General features: G+C 73.6%; 21 protein-coding genes and 1 pseudogene. 10 read left to right on the top strand and 12 right to left on the bottom strand.

Annotated features, from left to right (window positions below; genetic code table 11):
• Window positions 1-92: 92 nt before the first annotated feature.
• Entirely contained in the window at window positions 93-977 is an 885-nt protein-coding gene (locus QF032_RS02720) for a helix-turn-helix domain-containing protein (protein ID WP_307054718.1), read from the bottom strand.
• The gene (locus QF032_RS02715) at window positions 970-1884 is read right to left on the bottom strand and encodes a peptidoglycan-binding protein (RefSeq protein WP_307054717.1); all 915 of its coding nucleotides are present in this window, start codon (window positions 1882-1884) and stop codon (window positions 970-972) included. The genes QF032_RS02720 and QF032_RS02715 overlap by 8 nt, the downstream gene beginning before the upstream one ends.
• A 418-nt stretch (window positions 1885-2302) precedes the next feature.
• On the opposite strand from QF032_RS02715, the gene QF032_RS02710 reads away from it, so the two are divergent.
• The 3 genes from QF032_RS02710 (at window position 2303) to QF032_RS02700 (ending at window position 4065) form a co-directional block, all read left to right on the top strand.
• Window positions 2303-2575 (top strand): hypothetical protein, encoded by a 273-nt coding sequence (locus tag QF032_RS02710; RefSeq protein WP_306955206.1) that lies wholly within the window; start codon window positions 2303-2305, stop codon window positions 2573-2575.
• 133 nt (window positions 2576-2708) lie between these two features.
• A complete protein-coding gene (locus QF032_RS02705; protein ID WP_307039636.1) occupies window positions 2709-3044 on the top strand; it encodes a hypothetical protein in 336 nt (111 codons plus the stop codon).
• 238 nt (window positions 3045-3282) lie between these two features.
• On the top strand, window positions 3283-4065 hold the full coding sequence (locus QF032_RS02700; RefSeq protein WP_307060136.1) for a chitosanase: 783 nt from the start codon (window positions 3283-3285) through the stop codon (window positions 4063-4065).
• A 112-nt stretch (window positions 4066-4177) separates the two neighbouring features.
• Here the strand turns inward: QF032_RS02700 and QF032_RS02695 are convergent, their stop codons facing one another.
• Window positions 4178-4702, bottom strand: a complete 525-nt coding sequence (locus QF032_RS02695) for a molybdenum cofactor biosysynthesis protein (RefSeq protein WP_307054715.1) — start codon at window positions 4700-4702, stop codon at window positions 4178-4180.
• Window positions 4703-4816: 114 nt separating this feature from the next.
• Window positions 4817-6142, bottom strand: coding sequence for an alpha/beta fold hydrolase (locus QF032_RS02690; protein ID WP_307054713.1), 1326 nt, complete (start codon window positions 6140-6142; stop codon window positions 4817-4819).
• A gap of 340 nt (window positions 6143-6482) precedes the next feature.
• On the opposite strand from QF032_RS02690, the gene QF032_RS02685 reads away from it, so the two are divergent.
• The 6 genes and pseudogenes from QF032_RS02685 to QF032_RS02660 all read left to right on the top strand — a co-directional run bounded on the left by QF032_RS02685 (window position 6483) and on the right by QF032_RS02660 (window position 12107).
• Window positions 6483-7127, top strand: a complete 645-nt coding sequence (locus tag QF032_RS02685; RefSeq protein WP_307039630.1) for a hypothetical protein — start codon at window positions 6483-6485, stop codon at window positions 7125-7127.
• Between the two features lie 49 nt (window positions 7128-7176).
• Window positions 7177-8148, top strand: coding sequence for a helix-turn-helix domain-containing protein (locus tag QF032_RS02680; protein ID WP_444875778.1), 972 nt, complete (start codon window positions 7177-7179; stop codon window positions 8146-8148).
• Window positions 8149-8469: 321 nt separating this feature from the next.
• Window positions 8470-10020: an MFS transporter gene (locus QF032_RS02675; RefSeq protein ID WP_373430280.1), complete on the top strand. Its 1551-nt coding sequence runs from the start codon at window positions 8470-8472 to the stop codon at window positions 10018-10020.
• A 95-nt stretch (window positions 10021-10115) separates the two neighbouring features.
• Entirely contained in the window at window positions 10116-10595 is a 480-nt protein-coding gene (locus tag QF032_RS02670; RefSeq protein WP_373430279.1) for a hypothetical protein, read from the top strand.
• A 152-nt stretch (window positions 10596-10747) separates the two neighbouring features.
• Window positions 10748-11006 (top strand): annotated as a pseudogene (locus tag QF032_RS02665) (maleylpyruvate isomerase N-terminal domain-containing protein); the annotation flags it as partial.
• Window positions 11007-11069: 63 nt separating this feature from the next.
• The gene (locus QF032_RS02660) at window positions 11070-12107 is read left to right on the top strand and encodes a YihY/virulence factor BrkB family protein (RefSeq protein ID WP_306955219.1); all 1038 of its coding nucleotides are present in this window, start codon (window positions 11070-11072) and stop codon (window positions 12105-12107) included.
• A 100-nt stretch (window positions 12108-12207) separates the two neighbouring features.
• Here QF032_RS02660 and QF032_RS02655 read toward each other — a convergent pair whose 3' ends face one another.
• The 8 genes from QF032_RS02655 to QF032_RS02620 form a co-directional block, all read right to left on the bottom strand.
• Window positions 12208-12984 carry a polysaccharide deacetylase family protein gene (locus tag QF032_RS02655; protein WP_307039624.1) on the bottom strand — a complete coding sequence of 259 codons (777 nt, stop codon included), beginning with the start codon at window positions 12982-12984 and terminating at the stop codon, window positions 12208-12210.
• Between the two features lie 267 nt (window positions 12985-13251).
• A complete protein-coding gene (locus QF032_RS02650) occupies window positions 13252-13824 on the bottom strand; it encodes an AMIN-like domain-containing (lipo)protein (protein WP_307039623.1) in 573 nt (190 codons plus the stop codon).
• Window positions 13825-14100: 276 nt separating this feature from the next.
• Window positions 14101-16377 (bottom strand): FUSC family protein, encoded by a 2277-nt coding sequence (locus QF032_RS02645; protein WP_307054711.1) that lies wholly within the window; start codon window positions 16375-16377, stop codon window positions 14101-14103.
• Window positions 16374-16685 carry a hypothetical protein gene (locus QF032_RS02640; protein ID WP_307039618.1) on the bottom strand — a complete coding sequence of 104 codons (312 nt, stop codon included), beginning with the start codon at window positions 16683-16685 and terminating at the stop codon, window positions 16374-16376. Before QF032_RS02640 ends, QF032_RS02645 begins: the two co-directional genes overlap by 4 nt.
• Window positions 16686-17059: 374 nt before the next feature.
• A complete protein-coding gene (locus QF032_RS02635; protein ID WP_306955229.1) occupies window positions 17060-17557 on the bottom strand; it encodes a peptidylprolyl isomerase in 498 nt (165 codons plus the stop codon).
• A gap of 155 nt (window positions 17558-17712) precedes the next feature.
• A complete protein-coding gene (locus tag QF032_RS02630; protein WP_307039616.1) occupies window positions 17713-19191 on the bottom strand; it encodes a glutamate-cysteine ligase family protein in 1479 nt (492 codons plus the stop codon).
• 212 nt (window positions 19192-19403) lie between these two features.
• Window positions 19404-20330, bottom strand: coding sequence for a hypothetical protein (locus tag QF032_RS02625; protein WP_307054709.1), 927 nt, complete (start codon window positions 20328-20330; stop codon window positions 19404-19406).
• A gap of 66 nt (window positions 20331-20396) precedes the next feature.
• On the bottom strand, window positions 20397-21803 hold the full coding sequence (locus QF032_RS02620) for a GH25 family lysozyme (protein ID WP_307039613.1): 1407 nt from the start codon (window positions 21801-21803) through the stop codon (window positions 20397-20399).
• 558 nt (window positions 21804-22361) lie between these two features.
• Here QF032_RS02620 and QF032_RS02615 point away from each other — a divergent pair.
• Complete coding sequence (locus QF032_RS02615; protein ID WP_307049873.1) at window positions 22362-23963, top strand: MFS transporter; 1602 nt, start codon at window positions 22362-22364, stop codon at window positions 23961-23963.
• Window positions 23964-24209 lie beyond the last annotated feature (246 nt).

The raw sequence follows: 24209 nt of genomic DNA, 5'->3' as shown, positions 1-24209 counted from the left end.
TCTTCCGAGACCCGGGCGGCGGTGGTTGCCACCCTCATCCGCACTCGCCGCGACACCGGACGCGTCGCCGTTGAAAAGGCTCGCCGGGTCCCTCAGCGTCCCCAGGGGCTACAGCCCGAAGGGCCGTCGACGAGTTCGAAACAGACCCGCGCCTCGGACGCCCGGTCGATGCCGGTCATCAGGGTGTACTGGTAGCGGCCCGGCACGGCGATCTGCCGCGACTGGCGCCGCCCGTCGGCGGTGACCACCCCGATCCGGTCTCCGTCGCGCGGCCGCACGATGCGGCCCCAGGCCGCCCGGCAGGCCGGACTGACGCGCAACTCGACCGTCCGCCCGGCGACCTCCCGCTGCGCCCGGGTTCCCGCGTCCGTCCAGCAGTCGGTGTCCTGCTGTTCGGGGTCACGGTTCGTACAGGCCTCGCCGCTGCACGGCCCGGTGCGGGGCGCCGTCGCCTCGCTCCTGTGTCCGACGCCGTACGTCCAGGCCGCCCACGCCCCCACGCCCAGCGTGCCGGCCAGCGCGGCCGCCGCCGCGGCGAGCACGGCGGCCCTCCTGCGCAGGACCGGCTCGATCAGCCCGTCGGGACGGCGAGGCCCCGCCTCCTCCAGCGCCGTGCCCGACGTGTCCGCCGCCCCGCCGGCCGGGGTTCCGGCGCCGCGTGTATCGGGTGCGCCGCCGGCGCCGCGTGCGTCGCGTCCGCTCCAGGCGCGGTCGGCGAGCAGCCACAGTGCCAGCAGCCGCGCCGGATCCGCACCGCTCAGCTTCGCCAGCGCCTCCACCGCGTCCCGGGGCGGCAGGGTCCTGCCGTTGAGATAGCGCTCCCAGGACGACTTGCTGTAGGCCGTCCTCGCCGCGAGTGCGGCAAAGCTCAGCCCGGTGCTCTCCCTGGCTTCCCGCAGCCGCTCCACGAGGTGGCGGACCTCGGGCGCGGCCGCTCCTGACGAGCCGTCCGGACGGGGCCCGCCGCCCTCAGCCACCCGGCTTCCTGAGCTCGCGCCAGGTCATGGGCCCCACGATCCCGTCGGCGTCGAGTCCGCGGGACCGCTGGAACCCCTGTACCGCCGCCTTGGTGTTGGGCCCGAACGACCCGTCGATCCCCTTCGGGTCGAAGCCGTGCCGCTGGACCAGGCACTGCACCTCGGCGACCGCCTCGACCGTGGCGCCGACGCCGTACTGGTCGGTGAGCGTGGTGCTGTGACCGGCGTAGAGGCGGCCGTCGAGCACCGTGAAGTGACAGGGGAAGGTCTTGGCGGAGTACGAGGAGGTCGGCACGTGCGTGATCGCGGCCTTCGACTCCCCGGAATCCGGCTGTGCGGACGACGTCCAGGACCACGCGGCGGACAGGGCCGCCACTGCCACGACGACGACGGCCGCGACCATCGGGCTGCGCCCGCTCGGACCACGGCGGGGACGCGACGGCCGGAGCGCGGACGCCGTTTCCGCCGATACCGGCCGCGGAGCGCGCGGCCCGGCGGCCGACCGCTTCTCCGACTCCTCTTCCAGGCCGTCTCGTGGTTCCCGTACCCGTTCCCGTCCTCGTCCCGGGACCGGCTCGGGCGCCGGTCGCGATTCCTCCGACGCGTCGACGCTGTGGTGCGGACCCGGGGGCGGGGGTTCCGCGGTCGGGGCGGACGCGGCCACCTCCCACAGTGCCGTCAGACCGATCAGGTCTCCGCCGCAGACCTGGGCCATCATCTCGACGGCGTGCCGGGGCGGGGTCGCCTTGCCGTTCAGATAGCGCTCCCAGGACGACCTGCTGTACGACGTCCTGCTCGCCAGCGCGGCCAGGCTCAGCCCGCTGTGGTCCTTCACCTGGCGTAACTGCACGACGAGTCGCCGGACCTGCGGGTCCAGCGCCTCGGGCAGCGCCTTCCATCGGGACATACCCCACCCCTTTTCGCGTACGCCGTCCTGTGCGGGTTCCGGAGTGGCCCCAGCGTAGGGAGAGACGACCGGACCCTCCGCACCGGTTGCCCCTTTCACATCCACGGCTCCTTCACGTCGCGGACGCCTCCCTCGCCCCGTGCGGCTTCCGGGCGGCTCGGCGTCCCGGTCTGCCCGCAACGTCCCAACAGGCGGTGGAACGTGTGCTGTTGAGAGTGCTGGGTCCGCGTGAAGGGGCCTCGGCTGCGGCGTGGCGGGACGATGCAGCCCGCGACATGGGCCGGCGGCGTGCCGCGAGCCCACAGCGGAAGACGGGGCCGTCGACGAGGCAGGTGCGGCCCACGCACGAGGCCCGCACCTCGCTTCGGCCCGTCCGTCCGGCGGGGCGTTGTCAGTGGTGGATGCCAGGCTGTCGGTCATGGACGAGGCTGAGTTCTTGCGGGGCCGGGTGTACGGCGCCGACCACGACGACGCGGGCCCCCGCCCGGGCCGCGCCTACGCGCAACTGGTGGGCGGCCCGCTGGACGGGCTGCTGCTGGACGTCACGGACCGGCCCGAGCATGACCTGCGCGAGGTGGCGCTGACCACGGAGATCGGGCGCTACGGGCCCGGCGGCCGCGCTCTGTACGGGCGACGTGGCGCCGACGGCCGCCGTTTCGACTGGCGGGGCGACGCCCCGGCGGCCGACTGAGCGCGGTGCCGACCGGGCCGGCGGTCGGTCCGTCGCCGCTCGGACAGGCGAGGTGTGCGGTCCGTCGCTGCGCGCACAACGGTCAACAAAAGGAACGATGGCTTCCGACGCGGGAGGGTGATCAAATGTGCGAATGTCCACAGGTTCCACTTCCGCCCCTCACGTCACCGCCGCATCGCCGGCTGTCCGTCACGGCTGGCACAAGCTCCTCATCGCCCTCGTCGTCCTGGGGCGCGTCGCCCGTGTTCCGACCGCGATGGCCGCGACGACCGGGGAGACTCCGTCGGGTTGGTGGCTCGTGGTGTGGGAGGTCCTGGCGCTCGGCCTGGCCGCCTACGCCGTCAGCGAGTGGGAGATCCTCAAGTCGACCGCCTGGCGGATGCGGGTGTCGCAGTGGATCTGCATGGTCATCTTCCATATCGGCCTCACGGGCTTCCTGAGCTCCCTCTTCGTCCAGTGGTGGTTCTGAGTCCGGTTCCGGAACGCCCGTCCGCGGTCCGCTGACGGGTTTTCGTTCGATCGTACGAACATGGCTTCGATGGGGTTACCTCTGCGGCCTGTGCTTGATAGGAAACTTTCCTGTCAGTTTCACGCCGAGTCACCCCACCCCCCACTCCTCACCTGGAGCCACTGTGGTGCACGTATCGCGGCCTCTCGACAACCCGGCCCCCACCTCCCGCCGTTTCTTCCTCGCCCTCGCCGGAGCGATGGCGGCCGCCCCCCTCCTCGACGTCCGAGGCGCGGCCGCCGCCCCCGCGGCCCGAGGCCTCGACGACCCCGCGAAGAAGGAGATCGCCATGAAGCTGGTGTCGAGCGCGGAGAACTCCTCGCTCGACTGGAAGGCCCAGTACAGGTACATCGAGGACATCGGCGACGGCCGCGGCTACACCGCCGGCATCATCGGGTTCTGCTCCGGCACCGGCGACATGCTCGACCTCGTGGAGCTCTACGCCGACCGCAGGCCCGGCAACGTCCTCGCGAAGTACCTGCCGGCCCTGCGCGCCGTGGACGGCAGCGACTCGCACGCCGGGCTCGACCCGAACTATCCGAAGGACTGGCGCAAGGCCGCCCAGGACGCCGTGTTCCAACAGGCCCAGAACGACGAACGCGACCGGGTCTACTTCGACCCGGCCGTCCGCCAGGGCAAGACGGACGGCCTGCGCGCCCTCGGCCAGTTCGCCTACTACGACGCCATCGTCATGCACGGCGACGGCGGCGACTCCACCAGCTTCCGCAGCATCCGCAGGCGTGCGCTGAACAAGGCAAAGCCGCCGGCCCAGGGCGGCGACGAGACGACGTACCTCGACGCCTTCCTGGACGCCCGCGTGTGGGCGATGAAGCAGGAGGAGGCGCACAGCGACACCAGTCGCGTCGACACCGCTCAGCGCGTCTTCCTCCGCAAGGGCAACCTCGACCTCGAGCCGCCCCTGGACTGGAAGGTGTACGGCGACAGCTACCACCTCGGCCGACCCGGACCGCGTCAGGCGTGACCCGCCGGTGACGCCGACGGCGGCCGCGTCACGGCTGGGGCGCCGGGCGGTCCCCAGCCGTGACGCCGGGTGTGCGGGCCCGCGCGCCCGCCGGTCGCCGCCCGGACGCTCCTCAGGCCGGCGACGGCCACCCGTCCACCACGCGGAACCGCGTGCGCCCGAGGGCCAGGACCCCGTCGGTGAGCGGTGTGCAGCGCACGCCGCCCTTGCCGCGCAACGCACGCTGCGCGCCGGGCCCCACGGTGACGTCCATCCACGCGCAGGGCCGTGCCGGACGGTTCACGGCGAAGGCGACGGGGCCGCTCACTCCGTCCAGCACGATCGTCGAACCGACGTACGCGTCGACGTCGACGCCGCGCAGCAGGATGTTCCGGCGGGTGTGCCGCAGGCCGACGGCCGGGTCGATGTGCCGGGGCAGGTTCTCGGCGGACATGACGGTCACCGACGCCTCCTTGTGGGCGGGACGGCCGAAATAGCGGTCGCCGACCAGTCCCAGACCGCGGCGCACCTCGACCTGCCGCACCCGCTCGTCGTCCGGGCCCTCCGAAGGCCCGTCGGCGGGACGCCCCGCCAGCCGGTGCGACGCGGACACCAGCAGCTCCACCACCTCGACCCGCACCACCTCGACCTCCTTCATGGGCCCAGCCTAGGCCCGGCGGTGCCGACGGCCGCGGCGGGCGGACGCGGTGGGAACGGCGACGGCCGGGGCGTCCGTGTGGATGCGCACCGGTCGCGGCCGTGCCGGGCGGGGTCAGGGGCGCAGCGGCAGCGTGGCGCAGTCGGACGTGGCGGGCTTGCCGTCGAGCCGGTCCGTCAGCCAGGAGATCGCCTCGCCCTGGTCGACGAGCAACGGCGTGAAGTGGTTGATCAGCGCCCGGCCGAGACCGGGCAGGATCACCGGCTTGTAGGTGACGGAGGTGCCCTTGGCGCACCAGGCGACGGCGAGGGCGCGGGCCTGCGCGTGCGGCACCAGGTTGTCGGCGGTGCCGGTCGCCACCCGCACCGGGGACGCCGGTGTGCGGGCGCCGATGCGCTGGTCGGCGAGGAACGCCCTGAGCTTCGGCTCCGACGCGACGACGGCGCTGAGGGAACGCCCGTCGATGGTCCAGGCGTTGCTGCGCGCCGAGTTGTAGGCGAGGAGGGCGTCGCCGACGCACATCGTCGACAGGTCCTTGAGCGCGGCCCGGCCCGCGTCGTTCAGGTGCGCCCGGGCGATCGGCTCGAGCTCGGGGTCGGACTGCAGGAAGCCGTTGACCGACCAGCCCAGCGCGCCGGCCAGGTCACTGCCGTCGATGGCCTTGGTGACGGCGGTCAGATCGGCGGGCGGCGCGCCGCTGTAGGTCCCGGCGAGGGTGACGTCCGGCGCGTAGGAGGGCTGGAGTTCGGCGGCGGCGGCCGTGGCCCCGCCGCCCTGGCTGTAGCCGTACAGCGCGACCCGGGAGCCGGCCGTCGGCGAGGCGCCGGGGAGCGCGCGGGCGGCGCGGACGGCGTCGAGCACGGCGTGCGCCGCGTCGACCCGGTTGACATAGGTGTGCAGCCGGTCCGTGGCGCCGAGGCCGGCGTAGTCGGTGACGACGACGGCGATGCCCCGGGCGAGCAGGCGGTAGATCGCCAGGTTCTCGTAACCGACGGACAGCGTCTGCCCGTTGACCAGGAGCGGGCGTTCGAGTCCGAGCGACGCCGCACACTGGTCGCCCTGGCCCATGGTGCCCGGGGCCACCGCGACCAGCGGTCGTGGTCCCTCGCCCTTCCAGCGGGCGGACGGCTCGATGTAGGCGCCGGTGACCGCCGTGGGCCGGCCGGCGGAGTCGGTGGACTTGTACATGAGGCGGGTCGCGGTTCCCGGCAGCGGTCCGTCGATCCCCGGCAGGCTCAGCGCCAGGGGGAGCGGTTCGGAGCGGATCAGGGTGCCGTCGGCCGCGGGAAGCGCGGCGGGCGGGGTGTAGAAAGCGGGGATCGTGACGCCGCGGGAGACCACGGCCTCGGGCTCGGACGCGGCGTCGGCCGGTACTGCGGTGACGCCGAGGCAGGCGGCGGCGGTGACGGCCGCGGCCAGCAGTCGGGTGGGGGCGGGCATGGCGGACCTCCGGGGAGAGGGAGGCCGAGCCTTCGTCTGCGGCTCGGACGGGGGACGGCCCGGTGGGGTGCGGGCCGTGACGACCGAGCGGCCCGGAGCCGCGGTCGCCTCCGCTGCCCCGTACCGCTCTTAGACGAACTGTCAGGACCGTAGCGAGAGCCTGGTTACCTCGGGTAGCGGTCGGTAGGTTACGGTTCGGTAATATGACTGCGCGGTAACATGTCCGAACTCTTTGTCGCGCCGGTCACGCTCATCACCCAGGACGTACACAAGTGGCCTGTTGGCGACAATCTCTGACAAAACCAGAGCGCGGGACGCGGCGTCGCTAGCCTCCCGAGCCATGAACACCGACCGTATGCGCGGCGCGCGACCCGGCGGCCCCGCCCCCCAGGACGACGCCGACGTGCCGCCCCCGCCCGGCACCCACCACTCCCCGACACAGACGGTGACCGCGGGCGACAACGCCAGGATCACGCAGAAGAACACGCAGATGAAGTTCTCGATCCCGGTCGTCGGGCCGCTGCTCAGCCTGGCCTTCGCCCATCCCGTGATCGCCGGCCTCACGGCCGTGGCGGTCGTCGGGGGAGGCGGCGCGGCGGTCGCCGCCCTGCCCGACTCGACGCCCTCGCCGTCGACCGCGGTGGTCCGCGGCTTCGTCATGAAGGCCGCGGACGGCCAGACGGCGCCCACGGGTTACGACTTCACGCACTCCCCGCCCGCGGTGGCCGACGCCGGCACGGACGCCGTCTACGCGCAGGGCGGATACCTGCTGTCCACCGCCGGCAAGCTGGCCGAGTGGCAAACGTCCGAGCCGCCCACCGCGCAGGGATGCCGCAAGGCCGTCGCCGAGCACCCCGTGCGCCGGACCGTGGTCGGCGTCGCCTACGTGGCGTGCTACCTCGACCGCAACGGCGACCCCGGCTACATCTCCGTCACCGCCCACGACAACGACTCCGTCACCGTCGACACGGCCCACCTGAAGTGACCCGAGCGCCGCCGAAAGGCCCCCAGGGGCAATGTGGTTGACTATGCCCGTGTTGCACGAGTCGGTCTTCCGCACCACCGATCTGCCGGTGGACGCCCGGTTCGAGGCGTGGGCGGAGCGCATGGGCCGTACCCACGCGCCCATGCAGCTCACCAGCGACCACACCGCGGACTACCGGGGCCGCCAACGCGTCATCCCGCTGGGCGACGTGACCGTGTGGCCGGCCACCTTCGACCACCTGGTCTTCCGCCGCACGGCGAAACTCGTCCGCCAGTCCGATCCCGAGGTCTATCACCTCTCCCTCCTGCTGAAGGGCGAGGGCGCCGCCGACTGGGGGCGGCGCCAGGCGGCCTACCGCGTCAACGAGTTCCACACCAACTCCTCCTCCCGGAGCTACGACATCCACACCGGACCCGAGCCGGTCACCATGGTCGGCCTCGAGGTCCCGCGGTCACTGGTGGCCGTGCCCGGGCACCGCGCCGACCAGGTCATCGGACGCCACATATCGGGCCGCGAAGGCATCGGCGCGCTGCTCGCGCAGTTCCTCCTGCACCTGGTGTCGGACACCTCCGCCTACCAGCCCTCGGACGCGCCCCGGTTGGGCACGGTCGCCGCCGACCTGGTCACCGCCGTCTTCGCGCACGCCGCGGACGCCGACCTCAGGCTCCCGCCGGAAAGCCACGGCCGCACCCTCGCCCTCCAGATCAAGACGTTCATCGGCCGGCGCCTGGGCGACCCGGACCTGACGCCCGCCGGCATCGCCGCGGCGCACCACATCTCCCGCAGTTACCTCTACCGCCTCTTCCAGGCCGAAGGCCTCACCGTCGCCGCCTACATCCGCGACCGTCGCCTCGAGCACGCCCGTCGTGACCTCGTCGACCCCCGGCTGCGCTCCCTGCCCATCCGCGCCGTCGCCGCCCGCTGGGGCTTCCCCCGCCCCGCCGAGTTCACCCGGGCGTTCCGCGGCGCGTACGGCGTCCCGCCCAGCGAACTGCGCGAACAGGCGCTCACCGAGGCCTGACCCGGCCCTCCCGGCCGCCCGGTCCTCCCCTTCCTCCCGGCCGCCCGGCCCGCTCCGGGCCCGGCGGCTGCCGTGGACGCTGTGACAAACGGATGTGGACGCTCCGCCAACGACACACCGGGTGTCCCTCCCGCATCCTGGTCGTACGCGGTACCACCCGCGACCTGCGGAAGCCGTGCCAGGACAACAGGGGAGTCCTGGCACGGCCCGAGTGGTGAGGGTTCTGCCACGGGCGTACGGTCAAACGGTGGACCCGGCGGTGGACGCGTTCCGTCCGCCGACCTCTTCCTCAGGGCCCGCTTCCCGAGCGGACGAGGCGTCATGAGCAGCGTTCCCCAACCGACCTCAGCAGCCCGGACCGCCGCCCGCAAGGACGGCGGCGGCAACGCCATGGCGCTGCTGGTCATCGCCTCGTGTCAGCTGATGGTGGTCCTCGACATCACCATCGTGAACATCGCGCTGCCGGACATCCAGCGCTCCCTGGACTTCTCCACGACGAGCCTGGCCTGGGTGGTCAACGCCTACACCCTCACCTTCGGCGGACTGCTGCTGCTCGGCGGGCGCACCGGCGACATCCTCGGCCGGCGACGCGTGTTCGTCTTCGGCGTGCTGCTCTTCGTCCTCGCCTCGCTGCTGGGCGGACTGGCCCAGAACGAACCCCAACTCCTCGCCGCGCGCGCCCTGCAGGGCGTCGGCGGGGCCATCGCGTCCCCGACCGCGCTCAGCCTCGTCAGCACGACGTTCCGCGAAGGTCCTGAACGCAACCGGGCGTTCGGCGTCTTTGCCGCGGTCTCGGCGGGCGGCGGCGCGATCGGACTGCTCGCCGGCGGGATGCTCGTCGAGTGGCTCAACTGGCGGTGGGTGCTCTTCGTCAACGTCCCCATCGGACTGCTCATCGCGCTGGCCACACCCCGATACATCAAGGAGTCCGAGCGCCATCCCGGCCGCTTCGACCTCACCGGGGCGCTGACGTCCACCGTGGGCATGGTCCTGCTGGTGTACGGGTTCATCAGGGCCGCCCAGGAGGGGTGGCGGGACACCGTCACGCTGATCTCGTTCGCCGCGGCCGTCGTCGTCCTCGCCGTGTTCGTCCTGATCGAGCGGCGTTCGCGGCAGCCCATCACGCCACTGCACATGTTCGCCGACCGTAACCGGGCGGGCACGTACGGCATCATGCTGTGCCTCGCCGCCGCGATCTTCGGCATGTTCTTCTTCCTCACGCTCTTCGTGCAGAACGTGCTCGGCTTCAGCCCGCTCGCGGCCGGCTTCGCCTTCCTGCCGGTGAGCGCGGTCATCGCGGTCGGCGCCGGACTCGCCTCACGGTTCCTGCCGAAGTACGGTCCCAAACCGTTCATGGTGGTGGGCGCGATCCTCGCGGCGGCCGGTCTGTCCTGGCTGACCCTGACGGACGTGCACTCCACGTACGCGGGCAGCGTCCTCGGCCCGATGCTCGTCTTCAGCCTCGGCATGGGCATGGAGTTCGTCTCCCTCACCCTCATGGCGCTCTCCAACGTCACCCCGCAGGAGACCGGGGCGGCCTCCGGCCTGCTCAACGCGACCCAGCAGGTGGGCGGTTCGCTCGGCCTGTCCATCCTCGTCACCATGTACGGCACGGCCAGCCGGAACGAGGCGGACCAGCAGGTCTCCGACTTCCTGGCCCAGGCGACCCCCGCCGAACGCCTGCGTTTCCGGCAGACCGGGGTGCTCCCCGACCCCTGGGGGGACGAGGTGCTCACCGCAGGGGTCTCGGCGGCCTTCGTCATGGCGGCGATCTTCACGGTCCTCGCCGCTCTGATCGCGGTGCTGGTCATCCAGGTCCGTCCCTCGGACCTGGAACGCCTCAAGGGCGGCACGGTCCCGGGCGGAGTCTGAGCCTTCCACGCCCGGCGGCACCCGCCCGCGCGCGATCCGCGGGGCTTGACGAAGCGTGAGCGGACGGGTTTGCCGCCGGAGTGAGGGGCAACGCGATGTCCATGAGTGAACCGAACAAGAAGACGAGCACCCACACGAACCCTACGAAGGCGGACGCGGACGACGGGGCTGCGGCGAAGCGGGCGACCGCGGCCAAGGCCCGCCACACCACCGCCAAGGCGACGGCTCCGGCCGCACGCGCCGCGCGCGACGCCGCGACGAAGACGGACGACGCCGCCGCAGCCGCGAAGACCGGGGTCCAGCGCACGGCCGAGGCGACGACCGGCGCCGTGCAGAGCGCGGCCCACAGCGCCGCGCGGGGCGTCGAGGCGAGCCGTCAGGCGATCGTCACGACCTCGGGCCAGGTGGCCGCGACCGCGAAGACGGCCTGGACGGTCGTCGCGCACCGCAAGATGATCGCGGCCGGCGTGGGCGCGGGGCTGTCGGCGCTGACCGCCGCCTCGTACGCCGTCGGACGCCGTTCGGCCCGCCACGCGCACGGCCCCCTCACCCGGCTCACCGGCGGCCGGATCTGACCTCCCGCAGCCGAGGCTGCGAACAGGGTCGTGCCAGGTCGGCCCCCGGCGCCCACGCGCCGGGGGCCGGGGCCGTCCCTGGGCCCCTCTCACCGTGACGCCGAGCCGCCGCACTCCCGAACCGCAGGAGCCCACGACGACGTGGGCCCGTGGGCGACCACCTGTCGGCGTACGTCATGGAATGGACGCTGCACCATCTCGACCTGACCCCACCCTGCCCTCGGTCGCCGGATCGCCCGCCCGGACGTTCGCGGCCGCCCGCGCCGCCCTGGAGCGGATCGCGGGGGCCGGTTCCCGGCGGCGTCCTCCGACGCGGACGCGCTTCTGGTCGGGACGGGAAGGCGCGACCCGTCGGACGCGGAGCGGGCCGCTCTCGGAGACCTTGCCGCGAGGATCCCGTTCGTGCCGGGAGAACGAGGCGGCGAACGCGCCGCGCGGGGGCATGAATCCGGTGGACGCGGTTACCCCCTTGCCATGGCAGCGACATCGAACTCCGACCACGACCACGCCACGGCGTCGGCGTCGGGGCGGGACACGGCGGGGCCGGACGAGCAGGTGGCGCGGCGGGAACCGGGGGAGCCGGGGCAGTTGCCGAAGCGGTCCTGGTGGGCGGTGCTGAAGGGCACCGTGCGCGAGTTCCAGGACGACGACCTCACGGACCGGGCCGCGGCGCTGACCTACTACGGCGTTCTGTCGATGTTCCCCGCCCTCCTGGTGCTGGTGTCGCTCCTGGGACTGGCCGGCAAGTCGGCGACCGACGAGGTCCTGGACAACCTGCGCAAGGTGGCGCCGGGTTCGGCCCGGGACATCATCAGCGACGCGGTCACGGAGTTGCAGGGCAGGGGCGGCGTCGGCTCGGTCATGGCCGTGGTCGGCCTGGTCCTGGCGGTCTGGTCGGCCTCCGGTTACACCGCGGCTTTCATCCGCAGCGCCAACGCCGTGTACGACATGCCCGAGGGGCGTCCGGTGTGGAAGGTGCTGCCGGTGCGCGTCGGCGTCACCGTGGTGCTGCTGGTGCTCGCTGTCGTCAGCGCGCTCATCGTGGTGTTCACCGGTGGACTGGCCCGCCAGGCCGGGGCCGCGCTGGGCTTCGGTGACACGGCCCTGACCGTCTGGTCCATCGCGAAGTGGCCGGTGCTGATCGTCCTCGTCACCGTCATGATCGCCCTGCTGTACTGGGCGACGCCCAACGTGCGGGGACGGGGCCTCAGGTGGATCACACCGGGCAGTGTGCTGGCGCTGGTGCTGTGGCTGACCGCCTCCGCCGGCTTCGCCTTCTACGTGGCCAACTTCGCCTCGTACAACAAGACGTACGGCACGCTCGCCGGCGTGATCGTCTTCCTGGTGTGGCTGTGGATCAGCAACATCGCGATCCTGCTGGGTCTGGAGTTCGACGCCGAACTGGCCCGACAGCGTGCCGTCGCGGGCGGCCTGGCGGAGGGCGACGAACCCTACGTCGAGCCGCGGGACACCCGCGCGTGGAGCGACGAGGACAAGCGCCGGGCGGAGTGACGCGCGCCGACGCGGGGCGCGCGCCGTCCACCCGGAGCCGGGCCTTGCCCGCCCGGTCGCCCGCGGGCGCAGGCGGGGACCCGGGGCGGGGAGGCGCTGTTCAGCGCACCGGGAAGCCGAACGAGTATCCCTGCTGCTTCAGCCAGGGCAGCACCTCGCGCAGCGCGGTCACGGTCTGCGAGCGGTCACCGCCGGCGTCGTGGAAGAGGATGGTCGGACCGTTGGTCACCTCGCTCTTGACGTGGGCGACGATGGCGGCGGCGCCGGGCCGCTCGAAGTCCTTGGTGTCGACGTTCCAGCCCAGCGGCCGCATCCCGCGGGAGGCGGCGAGATTCCGGCTGTAGGGAGTGAACGCACCGCCCGGCGCCCGGTAGTACAGCGGGCGGACGCCTCCGGACGCCTCGGTGATCATGCGTTCGGCGTCCAGGATCTGCTGTGACTGATAGGCCTGCGACTTGGCGTCCATGGAGGTGTCGTGCGAGACGGTGTGGTCGCACAGTCGGTGGCCTGCCGCCACCACGGCCTTGACCAGGTCCGGGTGCGCCTGGGCCTGGGTGCCCACCATGCAGAAGGTCGCCTTCACCCCGTTCTCCCGCAGCACGTCGAGGACTTGGGGGGTCCAGACGGGGTCGGGGCCGTCGTCGATGGTGATGTTGACGCCCCGGGGCCCGCCGTCGGAGGCGTGGGCGATGTCCACGGCGACCCGCGCCGGGGCGGACGCCGGTGCGGAGGGGCTCGCGGACGCCCCCGCTCCCGCTCCCGAGCCGCTTCCGTCGGCCTGCGCGGTCCACACCGAGGTGACCGCGGCCATCGCCGTGACCCCGACCGCCGCCGCGATTACCCGGCCGTACCAACCCCGCCCGCCATGCCGCGCCATGTCTGCCCTGCCCTTGTCGTCCCGGTGGAACCCATGCAGATGACAGGACGGAGAAAGGCGACCGACGGATCCCGCTGTTACCGATCACGGACATAACTGCGGGCATTCGGCCACGCACGAACGTCCGCGCGGGGAAACGGAAGTACGGGTGTGCGGCTCGGCGGACACCCGGTGAGGGGGGCGGCGTCCGGGGTGCGGGCGCACCTGCGTGGCACCGGGCGCCGCCCTGTGAACGAGCGACGCCCGGCCCACGCAACTGAGCGGGTGTCACCAGGTGTGCGCGACGTCCACCACGAGGTGGTCGGTCAGCCGCAGCACCCGGAAGGGCAGACGGGCGCGCACGCCGAGCCCGAACTGCGTCACGCCTTCGAAGCTCCCGCCGTACCGGGTGTCCCGGAAGGTGCTGTATCCGGCGAGGTTCACGCCCGGCAGGGGCTGTGCGGGCCGCCCCGGGTAGGTGGGCGTGCCGGTCTCCGGGTTGTAGGCCGGGGCGTGGACCCGCACCTCCAGGATCGCGCCGCCGCCGACCGGGATGGGCCGGCCCGACCCGTCCTGGTAGAACTGGTCGACGTACCCGACGGAGAAGCCGAGTTGGGAGGCGCTCGCACCGGGCACGTCGACGACGAACCGGTCGTAGCAGTCGTGGCGGCCGGTCCGGACGTCGGTCACGGGGGTCGCCGTACTGGTGACGTAGGTTTCGGCCAGGCTGCCCCAGCCGGTGGGGCAGGCGGCGGCGGCCCGGGCGGCGGTCGCCGGGGCGGCTTCGGCCGGAGCCACGGCAACGGCCAGGGTGGCGGTCATCAGGGCCGCGGTGGCCCAGACGGTTCTGTTTCGCACCATGATCTCCCCCGAAGGAGTCGTGTGTCGGACATGAACTGAGACAACCTGAATGACCGGAAGGTTGCGCTGTCTCGGGCCTTTTCTGGGGTGCGCCCGGGGACGCGGCGCACCGGTGGTGCGCCTGAGGTGCGCGCGGCTCGTGCGGTCTCCGCCCGGGCCCCCGGCCGTCGCCCGTGGCGGGCGGGCGGCTGGGGCGGTGCGGGCGGCGGCGCGGCCGGTGCGGCGGGTGCGGGGCTCAGGCCGGCCGGGTGGACGGGAGCGGTGCGGTGGGTGCGGTCAGCGGTGGCTTCGCCGACCGCCGGGGGTACGGCCGTGGGACATGCCGGACAGGCCGCTTTCGACATGGGCGAGTTGGGCAGTGAGGCTGGTCAGCCAGACCTCGAAGTCGACCAGCGCCGGCAACGGCGGCGCGGGCGGTGGCCCGTTCGGGGGCGGGGCTCCGTCCTGCGGCGCGGTCGGTCGGCCCGACGGCGGCTGGCCTCCGGCCGCCGGCGGTGGCGCCCCGGCGCACAGCGCGGCCAGCCGGCCGACGGTGGTCACCGCCGACCGGGCATCGGCCCGCGCCCGTGCCACGGCGGCCGGCGGCAGCGGGTCGGGGGCCGGCAGGTCGAAGCGGGGCAGCCAGTGGGCGCCGAGCAGGATCTGGTGGGTGGCGATGAGCACGCTGTGCCAGTCGGCGCCGACGGAGGCGCCGGCGCCGGGTTCGCTGCGGAACTGGGCGTAGGCGGACTCGGCCAGGCGCATCCGGTGCAGGGCGGGCAGCGTCGGCGGGAGGGGCGCGGACCCCGGCGGCACGGCCGTCAGCACCGCGAGGGTGCCGTCGATCAGCGGGCCGCACTCGCGCAACAGCCCGGCCATGGTCCGGCGCACCTCCCGCCGGGCGCCGGCCGGCCAGGCGAGCATCGCGCACAGCAGACCGATGACGCTGCCGGTGACCACGTCCACGATCCGGGCCTCGGCCAACTGCCAGGAGGCCGGGGCGATCTGGGCGAACGCGGTGGCCACCACGAGCGTGAACAGGCCCTGCGCCCAGGCGATACCGAGCAGCGGTCCGAGCGCGAAGGCGAGCAGCATGCCCGGCGCGAGGATCGCGGCGTAGGCGTCGGTGTGCTGTCCGACGCCGATGAGCAGCGCGCCCGCGGCGACGGCGCCCACCAGGTTGCCGGCCACCGCCTCGCGGATGGCCGCCCAGGTCTCGCCGGCGGTGGTCCTGCTCAGCGTGAGCACCGCCAAGAGCACCCAGAACCCGTGGGTGAGCTCCAGCGAACCGGCGACCAGGCGGGCCGCGCCGAGGGCCGCGGCGATGCGCACGGCGTTGTGGAACTGCACCGAGCGCAGCGTCGTGTTGCCGACGATCCGGCGCAGCCACAGCCGGGACGCGGCGGCCTCCGTGTACCAGAACAGCTCCCGCGGCTCGATCGGTCCGGTGCGCCGCCCGTCGAGGCCGACCCGTGCGGCGATCTCCAGCACCCGCACCGATTCGGCGACGCCCAGCAGCGCCGCCTGCCGCCGCACCGGCGCCCACCGCGATGCCGGTGACCTCGACTCCGCCGGCGTCGAGGCCGTCCCTGCCGAGGCCGTCGACGTCGGCGAGGAGGCGGCCGGGTGCGTGCCGCCCCGCGGCGGGCTGCGCCGTCCACGCAGCTGCTGGAAGGCCCTGATCGCCGCGTCCATGCGCTCCGGTCCCGGATCGGGCAGACCCGTGCGCAGCTCCGCGGCCGTGTCGTCGCACCGGTTCACCAGCCGCGGCAGCAGCCACGCGCAGGCCGCGTCGCCCGGTGGGACGTCCGCGCCGTCGCCCGCCCGGCCGCCGTCGCTGAGCAGATCGCGCAGCCGGCCCGTCTCGGTGAGATGGGCCAGCTGCTCCAGCAGCCGGCGCGCGGCGGAGCCCGCCTGGGACAGGCCGCGGTCCGCGCGGCTGGGGCCCGCGGGGCGTTCCGCGGGCGGGACCTGTGAGAGCCGCAGCCGGGCGCCGGCGGAACGCAGGATGTCGGGTGCGGGACCGGCGCGGCCGGCGAGCGTGTCGCCCGCGATCGCCACGGCGCTCGCGAGGCTCGACCGGTACGACTCGCCCGGGGGCCGCGGCAGCAGGAACCTCTCGGCGAGCGCCAGCAGCACCACGCCCACCGCGAGCCCGGTCAGGCGCAGTCCCAGGTTCTGCGGTGCGTAGGGCGGGAAGCAGGCCAGGATGTAGAACAGTTGCAGGCCGGGTGCCGCCCCGGCCGGCCGGGGGCCCGCGACCGCCGCGAAGGCCAGCACGAAGCCGACGAGGAGCATGCCCAGCACGGCCGTCCAGGTGTGCACCGCGAGCACGGTGCCCAGCGTCACCAGCGCCAGACCCGCGGGCAGCGCCTTGAGCATCACGGCGGCCCGCTGCCGTCCGGACCCCGGGATCGAGGACAGCAGCCCGAGGGAGATGGGCGCGAACAGGGAGTACAGCGCCGGCACCGGTTCGTCGAGCCCGTACAGGAAGACGTAGAAGCCGGTGGCGGCGGCCGCGGTCACCCGCACCGACCGGTGCAGGATCTCGGCCCGTGCGCCGCCGGCCGTCACCGCGGCCGCCGGCCGGGCGTCGTACGGGAGTCCGCCGCCGGGAGGCGGGCCCGGTCCCGGACCGGCGACCGCCGGCGCACCGCCGTCACGGCGGCGGAGGCGGCCGGGATCGCCGCTCCGCCCAGCCGCAGGGTCGCGTCGTAGGCCGCCTGCGGAGTCCGCTGGGGTGTCATCGCGGTGATCGTGCCCGCGGCTGCCGCGAGGGCGACTTCGCCCAGCGTGACCAGGAAGGTGAGGACGACTCCGTCCAGGGTGACCAGGAAGGTGAGCAGGACGCCCGGGGCCTCGCCGGCCCGCTCGGGGGCCACGACCTGCTGGGTGGCGACGCCGGCGAAGGTCCAGCCGGGAGCGCGCGCATAGCCAGGTTCCTCTCGGGCCGAGGTCGCCGAGGCGTTCCGGGCGGGGAGTTTCCTCCCGGGCCGAGGCCGATGCGTTCCGGACGGGCCGGGCAGGCGCCCCGCCACCTCATTGTCGGCCGACCCCGCGCCCACCGCAGCCCGGCCGCGGTGGCGGACCCGGCAGACACCGCTGTAGAACCTCCCGGCACGGAAAGGCCCCGGTCGCCCACCACCCGGACCCGGTCGCAGCCCGTGCGCCGGCCGCCGCCTCCGGCCGGTGGCGGCGTGTCACCGCACCCGGCCGAGGCGGTGCCCCGGCCGGGCGGGCGGTACGGAGGTCCGACTCAGAGCTGGCCGGAGGCCGAGATGGTGATCTTCGCCGAGGTCGAGCCGCTGCGGGAGCCGAGCGCCTCGATCTTCTTGACGAGGGCCATGCTGTCGGCGTCGGCGACCTCGCCGAACACCACGTGCTTGCCGTCGAGCCAGTCCGTCACGATCGTCGTGACGAAGAACTGCGAGCCGTTGGAGTTCGGGCCCGCGTTGGCCATGGACAGCAGGCCCGGCCGGTCGTGCTTGAGCGTGAAGTTCTCGTCGGCGAACTTCTCGCCGTAGATGCTCTTGCCGCCGGTCCCGTTGCCCCGGGTGAAGTCGCCGCCCTGGAGCATGAAGGCGGGGATGACCCGGTGGAAGGAGGAGCCGGCGTAGCCGAATCCCTTCTCGCCGGTGGCGAGCGCGCGGAAGTTCTCCGCGGTCTTGGGCACGACGTCGTCGAACAGGTTGAAGTTGATCCGCCCGGCGGGCTCGTCGTTGATGGTGATGTCGAAGTAAACCTTGATCGTCATAGGACCATCCTGCACGCTCCTCCGAGTGCTGTCGCACTGCGGGTGCCGTGTTGCCCCTTGTGTCCGTTTTGAGTGGGGGGTGTTCGAGGGGGGCACGTCTGTGTGAGCGGCGGGCCCCGGGCCGCCGAGGAGGCAGCCGAGGCCGCTCCGGCCGGTCACTCGACCGGCCAGGTGTGGGCGGGCGCGTTGAGGTGCATGTAGTCGATGTAGAGCTGCGTCATCCGCCGCAGGGCCTCGTGCCGGCCCGCGTGGCCGGAGGCGGTGATGCGGTGGAACATCTCCTTCTGCCAGACGGCCCCGTTGCGGCCGGTGACGCACCGCTGCTCGATGACGCCGAGCAGCGGCTCCCGCCAGGCCGCGTCCATCCCGGACAGCTCCAGCCCCCGGTGGGCGAGCGGCAGCAGTCGCCGCAGGACCAGTTCGGGCGCCGTGACCTCGCCCATGCCGGGCCAGTACAGCCGGGCCTCGATGCCGTGCCGGGCGGCGGAGTGCAGGTTGTCCTCGGCGGTCCGGAAGGACATCCGCGACCACACCGGCCGCTCCTCCTCCACGAGGGCGCGGGTGAGGCCGTAGTAGAACGCGCCGTTGGCGAGGGTGTCCGCCACGGTCGGCCCGGCAGGCAGACAGCGGTTCTCCACCCGTACGTGCGGCCGGTCGTGGGCGACGGCGTAGACCGGACGGTTCCAGCGGTAGATGGTGCCGTTGTGCAGGGTCAGCTCGGCGAGCTCGGGGACGTCCCCTCCCGCCAGGGTCTCGCGCGGGTCCTGTTCGTCGCACAGGGGGAGCAGTGCCGGGAAGTAGCGCAGGTTCTCCTCGAACAGGTCGAAGACGCTGGTGATCCACCGCTCTCCGAACCACACCCGGGGCCGCACGCCCTGCGCCTTGATCTCCTGCGGACGGGTGTCGGTGGTCTGCTCGAACAGCGGGATGCGGGTCTCGTGCCACAGCTCCTTGCCGAACAGGAACGGCGAGTTGGCCGCGAGCGCCACCTGGACGCCCGCGATCGCCTGGGCCGCGTTCCAGTACGCGGCGAACTCGTCGGGGGAGACCTGGAGATGGAACTGGGTGCTGGTGCAGGCGGCCTCCGGGGTGATCGTGTCCGCGTAGGTGCGCAGCCGGTCCACGCCGTCCATCTCGATGTGCAGGTCCTCGCCGCGCGCCGCGAACACCTGGTCGTTGAGCAGCCGGTACCGGGCGTTCTCCGACAGTGAGGAGGCCCCCACGTTCTCCTGCCGCAGGGTGGGCAGGATGCCGATCATGATCAGTCGGGTGCCGACCGTGCCGGCGCGCTCTTCGGCGTGGTTGAGCGCGGCCCGGATCTCGGATTCCCAGGCGTCGGGGCCGCCTTGCGTCAGCCGTCGGGGCGGGACGTTGATCTCGAGGTTGAAGCGGCCCAGCTCGGTGGACCAGGCGGGGTCCGCGATCGCCTCGAGGACGTCGGTGTTGCGCATCGCAGGCTCGGCCTCGGCGTCGACCAGGTTCAGCTCGATCTCCAGGCCCACCTGGGGCCGCTCGGACTCGAACCGCGACTCGCGCAGCATCTGCGCGAACACCTCGAGGCACTCCTGCATCTTGATCCGGTACCGGCGGCGGTCCTCGCGGGTGAAGACCAGCGCCGGGACGTCGCGTCCCATCGGCCCTCCCGGCGCGTCCCTTCTCGGACGCCTCTCGCCTCCAGCGTCGCACTGCCGGACGACCCTCACCAGGCGGCGTCGGGGACGCCCCGGCGGCACCGGTTCCCACACCGCGCCGCCGCCCTGCGTGTGTCGAACGTCCCGTCCGCCCACGCCACAGGGCGTGCCAATGCCAGGCGTCGCGCGCCAGGTGGGACTTCGCGGACGCGTCCCTAGTCCGCCGGGCCGGCCAGGCGTGCCGCCTCCTTCTCGGTGTGGCGTGCCGTCCGCTCGGCCCGTTCCACCGCGTCGCCGGCGGCCCGTAGTCCCTCCTCGGCCTCCCGCCGTTCCCGGTCGGCCCTCTCCAGCTCCTCGCCCGCCCGGCGCAACTCCTCCTCGGCCGTGGAACGCCGCTGCTCGGCCAGGTCGTGGCGTTCGCGGGCCCGCTGGAGCGTCGATACGGCGTCCGCCCGGGCGGCGCGCAGCTCGCGCAGCAGCCTTCCGGCCTCCTCGGCCGCCCGCCGGGCCGCGTCGAGCTGCTCCTGACGCCGCCGGCGCCGCTCGGCGAGCTCGTCCTTCTTCCGTGACGACGGCCGGGGCGCCTCCGCCCGGGCGCGCTCGGTCCGGCCTCCCGCCGGCGTGCCGGCCGAACGGGCAGGGAAATCGGCCGGCGGGGTGAGGGCGCTTTCCAGGCGGCCGGCCGCCCAGCGGTCCGCCGCGTCCTGGTCGGCGAGGACGGCGCGCAGGGTGGAGTCGACGTCCTGCCGGGTCGCGTCCGACAGCCGGTGCCCGGCTTCGCGAGCCAGCTCGGCCGCCTGCCGGGACAACGCCGAGACGATGCTCCGGCGCTGCTCGGACAGCTCCTTGACGCCGTCGGCGTCCAGCGTGCGGTAGGCCTCGCGCAGCGCCTGCCCCAGCTCGAGGAACCGGCGGCTCTCCTGCGGCCGGGCGCGCAGCAGCAGGTTCGCCGCCCAGGCCGCCTGCGTCGGGCGCCGGGCGGCCCGGATACGGCGGGCGTCGGCCGCACGCCCGTCGGACCGGGCCGCGAGGGCCGCCTGCTCACGCCGGGGGACGAAGTCGGACGGCGGAGTGGCGTAGAGCTCGTCGAGCACCTGCTCCACGCCGTCCTCCCCGTCCGGTCCCACCCGCTTGCCTGCCATGATCGTCAGCTTGCCCCCCGCCGGCCGGCCGCGCACCCCGGCGGCCCGGGTGCGCGGCGGGCCGGGTCAGCGGTTGGCCAGCCGGTCGAGGTCCTCCTGGGTGCCGTTGAAGACGTCCGCGGTGGCCGGGGCCCGGATACCGTCGAAGAGCGCGGACTCGGTGTACTGCCACATGAGCCAGGTGGCGGAGCCGTTCGGCAGGGGCGGCTCGGTGATCGACTGGCGGTAGTCCGCGAGCTGGAGCGGATAGGCGGCGAAGGCCGGCGTCGAGCCCAGGCAGTCGTCGAGGAACGACTTCTGGGTGTAGATGACGGGCCTGCGGCCGAAGGCGGTCTCCACCGTGTCGAGCCATGCGGTGGCGTCGGCGACCGTCAGATGGGTCGGGCAACGCCCGCTGCCGTCGTCCATGCGCTCCAGGTCGAAGACCGGCGGCAGGTCTCCGGGACGCTGTCCGGTGTAGCCGGCGGCGCGCACCGCGGCGATGAACCGGTCGGCCTGTGCGGCGCCGGTGCCGGCGGCGGTGCCGGTGTAGAAGTGGTACGGCGCGACCGCGAGACCCACCGCCCGGGCGGCGTTCATGTCGGAAGCGAGGTACGCGTCCGTCACGTCGAGCCCCCGGGTGGCCTTGACCGTCGCGAACTCCACGCCCGCCGCCCGTACCGCGGCCCAGTCGATCGGCGCGCCGTCGGGATGCTGGTACTTGGCCGTGTCCAGACCGTCGATCGGGTACCCGGCCGGCCGTGGCGGAGTGCAGTACGCGTTGCGGCTCGACCAATCGGCCAGCCCGGCCCAGGTGTTGGGGCCGACGACGCCGTCCGTGCCCAGGTTGGCGCACATCTGGAACTCGACGACCCGGTTCTCGGTGCCGCCGCCGAAGTCGCCGTCGATCGCGAGCGGCGGGTAGTGGCCGGGTTCCATCGCCAGGTTGAGCCGGCACTGCAACTCGCGAACCGCGACGCCCTTCGCGCCCCGGCGCAGCGTGGGACGCGTGTCGGTGTGTCCGCACACGGAGGACTGCGGGGTGCTCGGCGTGCCGTCGGGCGTGCACGGCTGGGGACGGGCGGCCCGGGAGTTGAGCGCGGCCCAGGTGCCGGGCCCGATCTCACCGTCGGCGGTCAGTCCCGCGCACCGCTGGAACGTCCGGACCCGTTCCGCGGTGCCTGCGCCGAAGGATCCGTCCACCGCGATCGGGGTGTGGTGCCCGGCCTTGGTGGCCAGGTTCAGCTCGCACTGCGCCTCGCGCGTCGCGAGACCCGCCGATCCCTGCGCCAGCGGCGGCTGTTCGTCGGTGTGACCGCACACCGCGGTCGCGGCCGTGGCGCCGGGCCGGGCCGCGTCGACGGCCGCTGCGGCAGCCGGTCGTGAGGCCGCGTCGCCCGGGGCCGCGCCGACGAGGCCGGCGGCGGCCGCCAGCAGCATGGTGGCGAGGAACGGGGCCGGGCGGCGAGCCGGATGCCGAGCCGATCTGATCATGAGGTTCCTTGTCCTGTGTCCTGTGTCCTGCGTCCGTGGTCCGGGGGAGTGTCGTGTGCTGGGGCGGGTGTCTCCCGGGTGCCGCGCAGTGGTGGACGTGGCCGGTCGCGCCGGCGTGGTGCGCGGTGGCCGACACGGGCACTCCCCCGAGGGAGCCCGGCCGGCCCGGTCCGGATGCCGTGCCCAAGTCCCCGGCGCCCGCACCCCTTTCGGCGGGACCGACGCTGTCACGGGCCGGCCGCGGCGTGACAGTGCGAGGCGTCCCCGTGGGACACGGAGGCGGTCGGGAGCACGTGACCTGGCGTTTCCTGTCGGGGGCTGCGACGAGAGCGGGACGGCCCCGGCCGGATCGCTTCCGTGCGGACAGCCCCGAACGCGACGTTGCGGACTCTCGCGGACGCTGCGACGTACCGGCGTCGTCACCGGCCGGTGCGGGCCTCGCGGCCGCGATCGCCACGCCCGAGACGGGCCCGGCGGCCTCGGCACGGCACGACCGGCCCGCGCCGCTCAGCACATGCGGCACCGGTCGACCGCGCGCAGACTGAGGTGATGACTGGCATGTACACCAAGCAGCGGGCGGGGAACACGCCGGAGGGCCGGGGTGCGCCGTCGCCGTCGGTGGCGCTCGCGGCGATGATGTTCGCGGTGGCGATGACCTTCATCGACCAGACCATCGTGGCGATCGCGACGCCGGACATCGTCGACGAGCTGGGCCTGTCGGCCTCCGGCATGCAGTGGGTGGTCAACGCCTATCTCCTGGCGCTGGCCGCCTTCTTCGCCCTCGGAGGGCGCCTGGCGGACCTGTTCGGCCCCCGTCGCATCGTCGTGATCGGCACCCTGGTGTTCGTGATCTCGTCGATCCTGTGCGGCTGTGTCCCTCGTGGCGACTTCGCCCTGACCTGGCTCGTCGTCTTCCGCTCGACACAGGGGCTCGGCGCCGCACTGCTCTTCCCCGCGGCTCTCGCCGTGGTCGTGGCGGTGTTCCCGGTGGAGCGACGCGGTCGCGCGCTGGCCCTGTTCTTCGGCGTCACCGGCGCCCTGACGGCGCTGGGGCCGCTGCTCGGCGGCTGGCTCACGGACTGGACCTGGCGTGCCATCTTCTGGGTCAACGTGCCCGTGGCCGTCGTCGCGCTGATCCTGACGGCGCTCGCCCACGTGTCCGACCGCCGCCGCGACGAGAAGCTGGACGTGCCGGGTGCCGTGCTGATCGCCCTCGGGATGGGCGCGAGCGTGCTCGGCTTCCAGCAGGCGTCGGCGTGGGGCTGGGACAGTGCGCTCACCTGGGTGTGCGTCGCGGGCGGTCTCGCCGTGCTGTGGCTGTTCTGCCGCTACGAACTGCGCACCGCCAGTCCGTTGGTCAGGCTCGCGGTCTTCCGGGACCGGGCCTTCGTGGTCGACTCCGTCGTGCTGTTCTTCGCCATGCTCGCGTTCGTCCCGCTGTTCTTCTTCGCCTCGGTGTACGCCCAGGTGTCCTTGAGCGCCTCGCCCAACCAGGCGGCGCTGTACCTGCTGTACTTCTTCGCGGGCTTCGCGCTGGCCTCGCAGTGGGGCGGGCGGATCCTCGACAAACGCGGTGCGCGGCCCGCCCTGAGGATCGGCTGCGTGGTCGGGGCGGTCGGCTTCGCCCTCTGGGCCGGGAAGCTGACCGATCTGTCCATGCACGACCAGTGGCCCTACGCGGCCCTCGCGGGCGCCGGGATCGGCTTCATCCTCGCTCCCGCGTCCACGGACGCCGTCAACCGGGCGATCGACGCCTCGTACGGCGAGGTCACGGGCATCACGCAGACGATCCGCAACTACGCGGCCAGCGTCGGCCTGGCCCTCTTCAGCACGCTGCTGACCCACGCCATGACCGACAACGTGCGCGACACTCTCGAGTCGCGCGGGCTGTCGTCCGGAGCCGCGAGCGACGCGGCCCGGGGGGTCGCGGAGGCGGTGACCGGCAACGCCGACAACCGGCAGCCGAGCGGGGACGGTCCGGTCGCGAACACCGTGCGGGAGTCGATGGCCGCGATCCGCATGGACTTCGCCCAGGCCAACCAGTGGGTCTTCTACGGAATGGCCATCGCCCTGGGCATCGGATTCCTGTGTGCCGGCCGGCATCCCGGCGGCGCGGCGCACCCCGAGGAGGCACCGCGGGAACCGCTCGTACGGCGCTGAGAGCGCCGCAGGGCGGGGGCACGGGGTGGACGCGGGGAGGGAGGGCGCGGAACGGCGGGCGCTGAGCGGCGGGCGGAGAAACGCCGGGCCCCGGGGTGGCGGGCGCCGGGCCGACGGCCGGTGGGCAGGGCCGGGCCGGACCGCACGGGCCCGGGCCGGGGAAGCCGCGGACGGGCCGCCCCGGCCGCGCGGTCAGCGGCTGCGCAGGGCGCTGGTGGTGAAGAATCCCGTGGCCGCGGCGCTGAC

This window comes from Streptomyces achromogenes, from assembly GCF_030816715.1.
Taxonomy (GTDB): Bacteria; Actinomycetota; Actinomycetes; order Streptomycetales; family Streptomycetaceae; genus Streptomyces; species Streptomyces achromogenes_A.
Note: the sequence above shows the minus strand (reverse complement) of the source record. Positions and strands in the feature narration are given on the sequence as shown.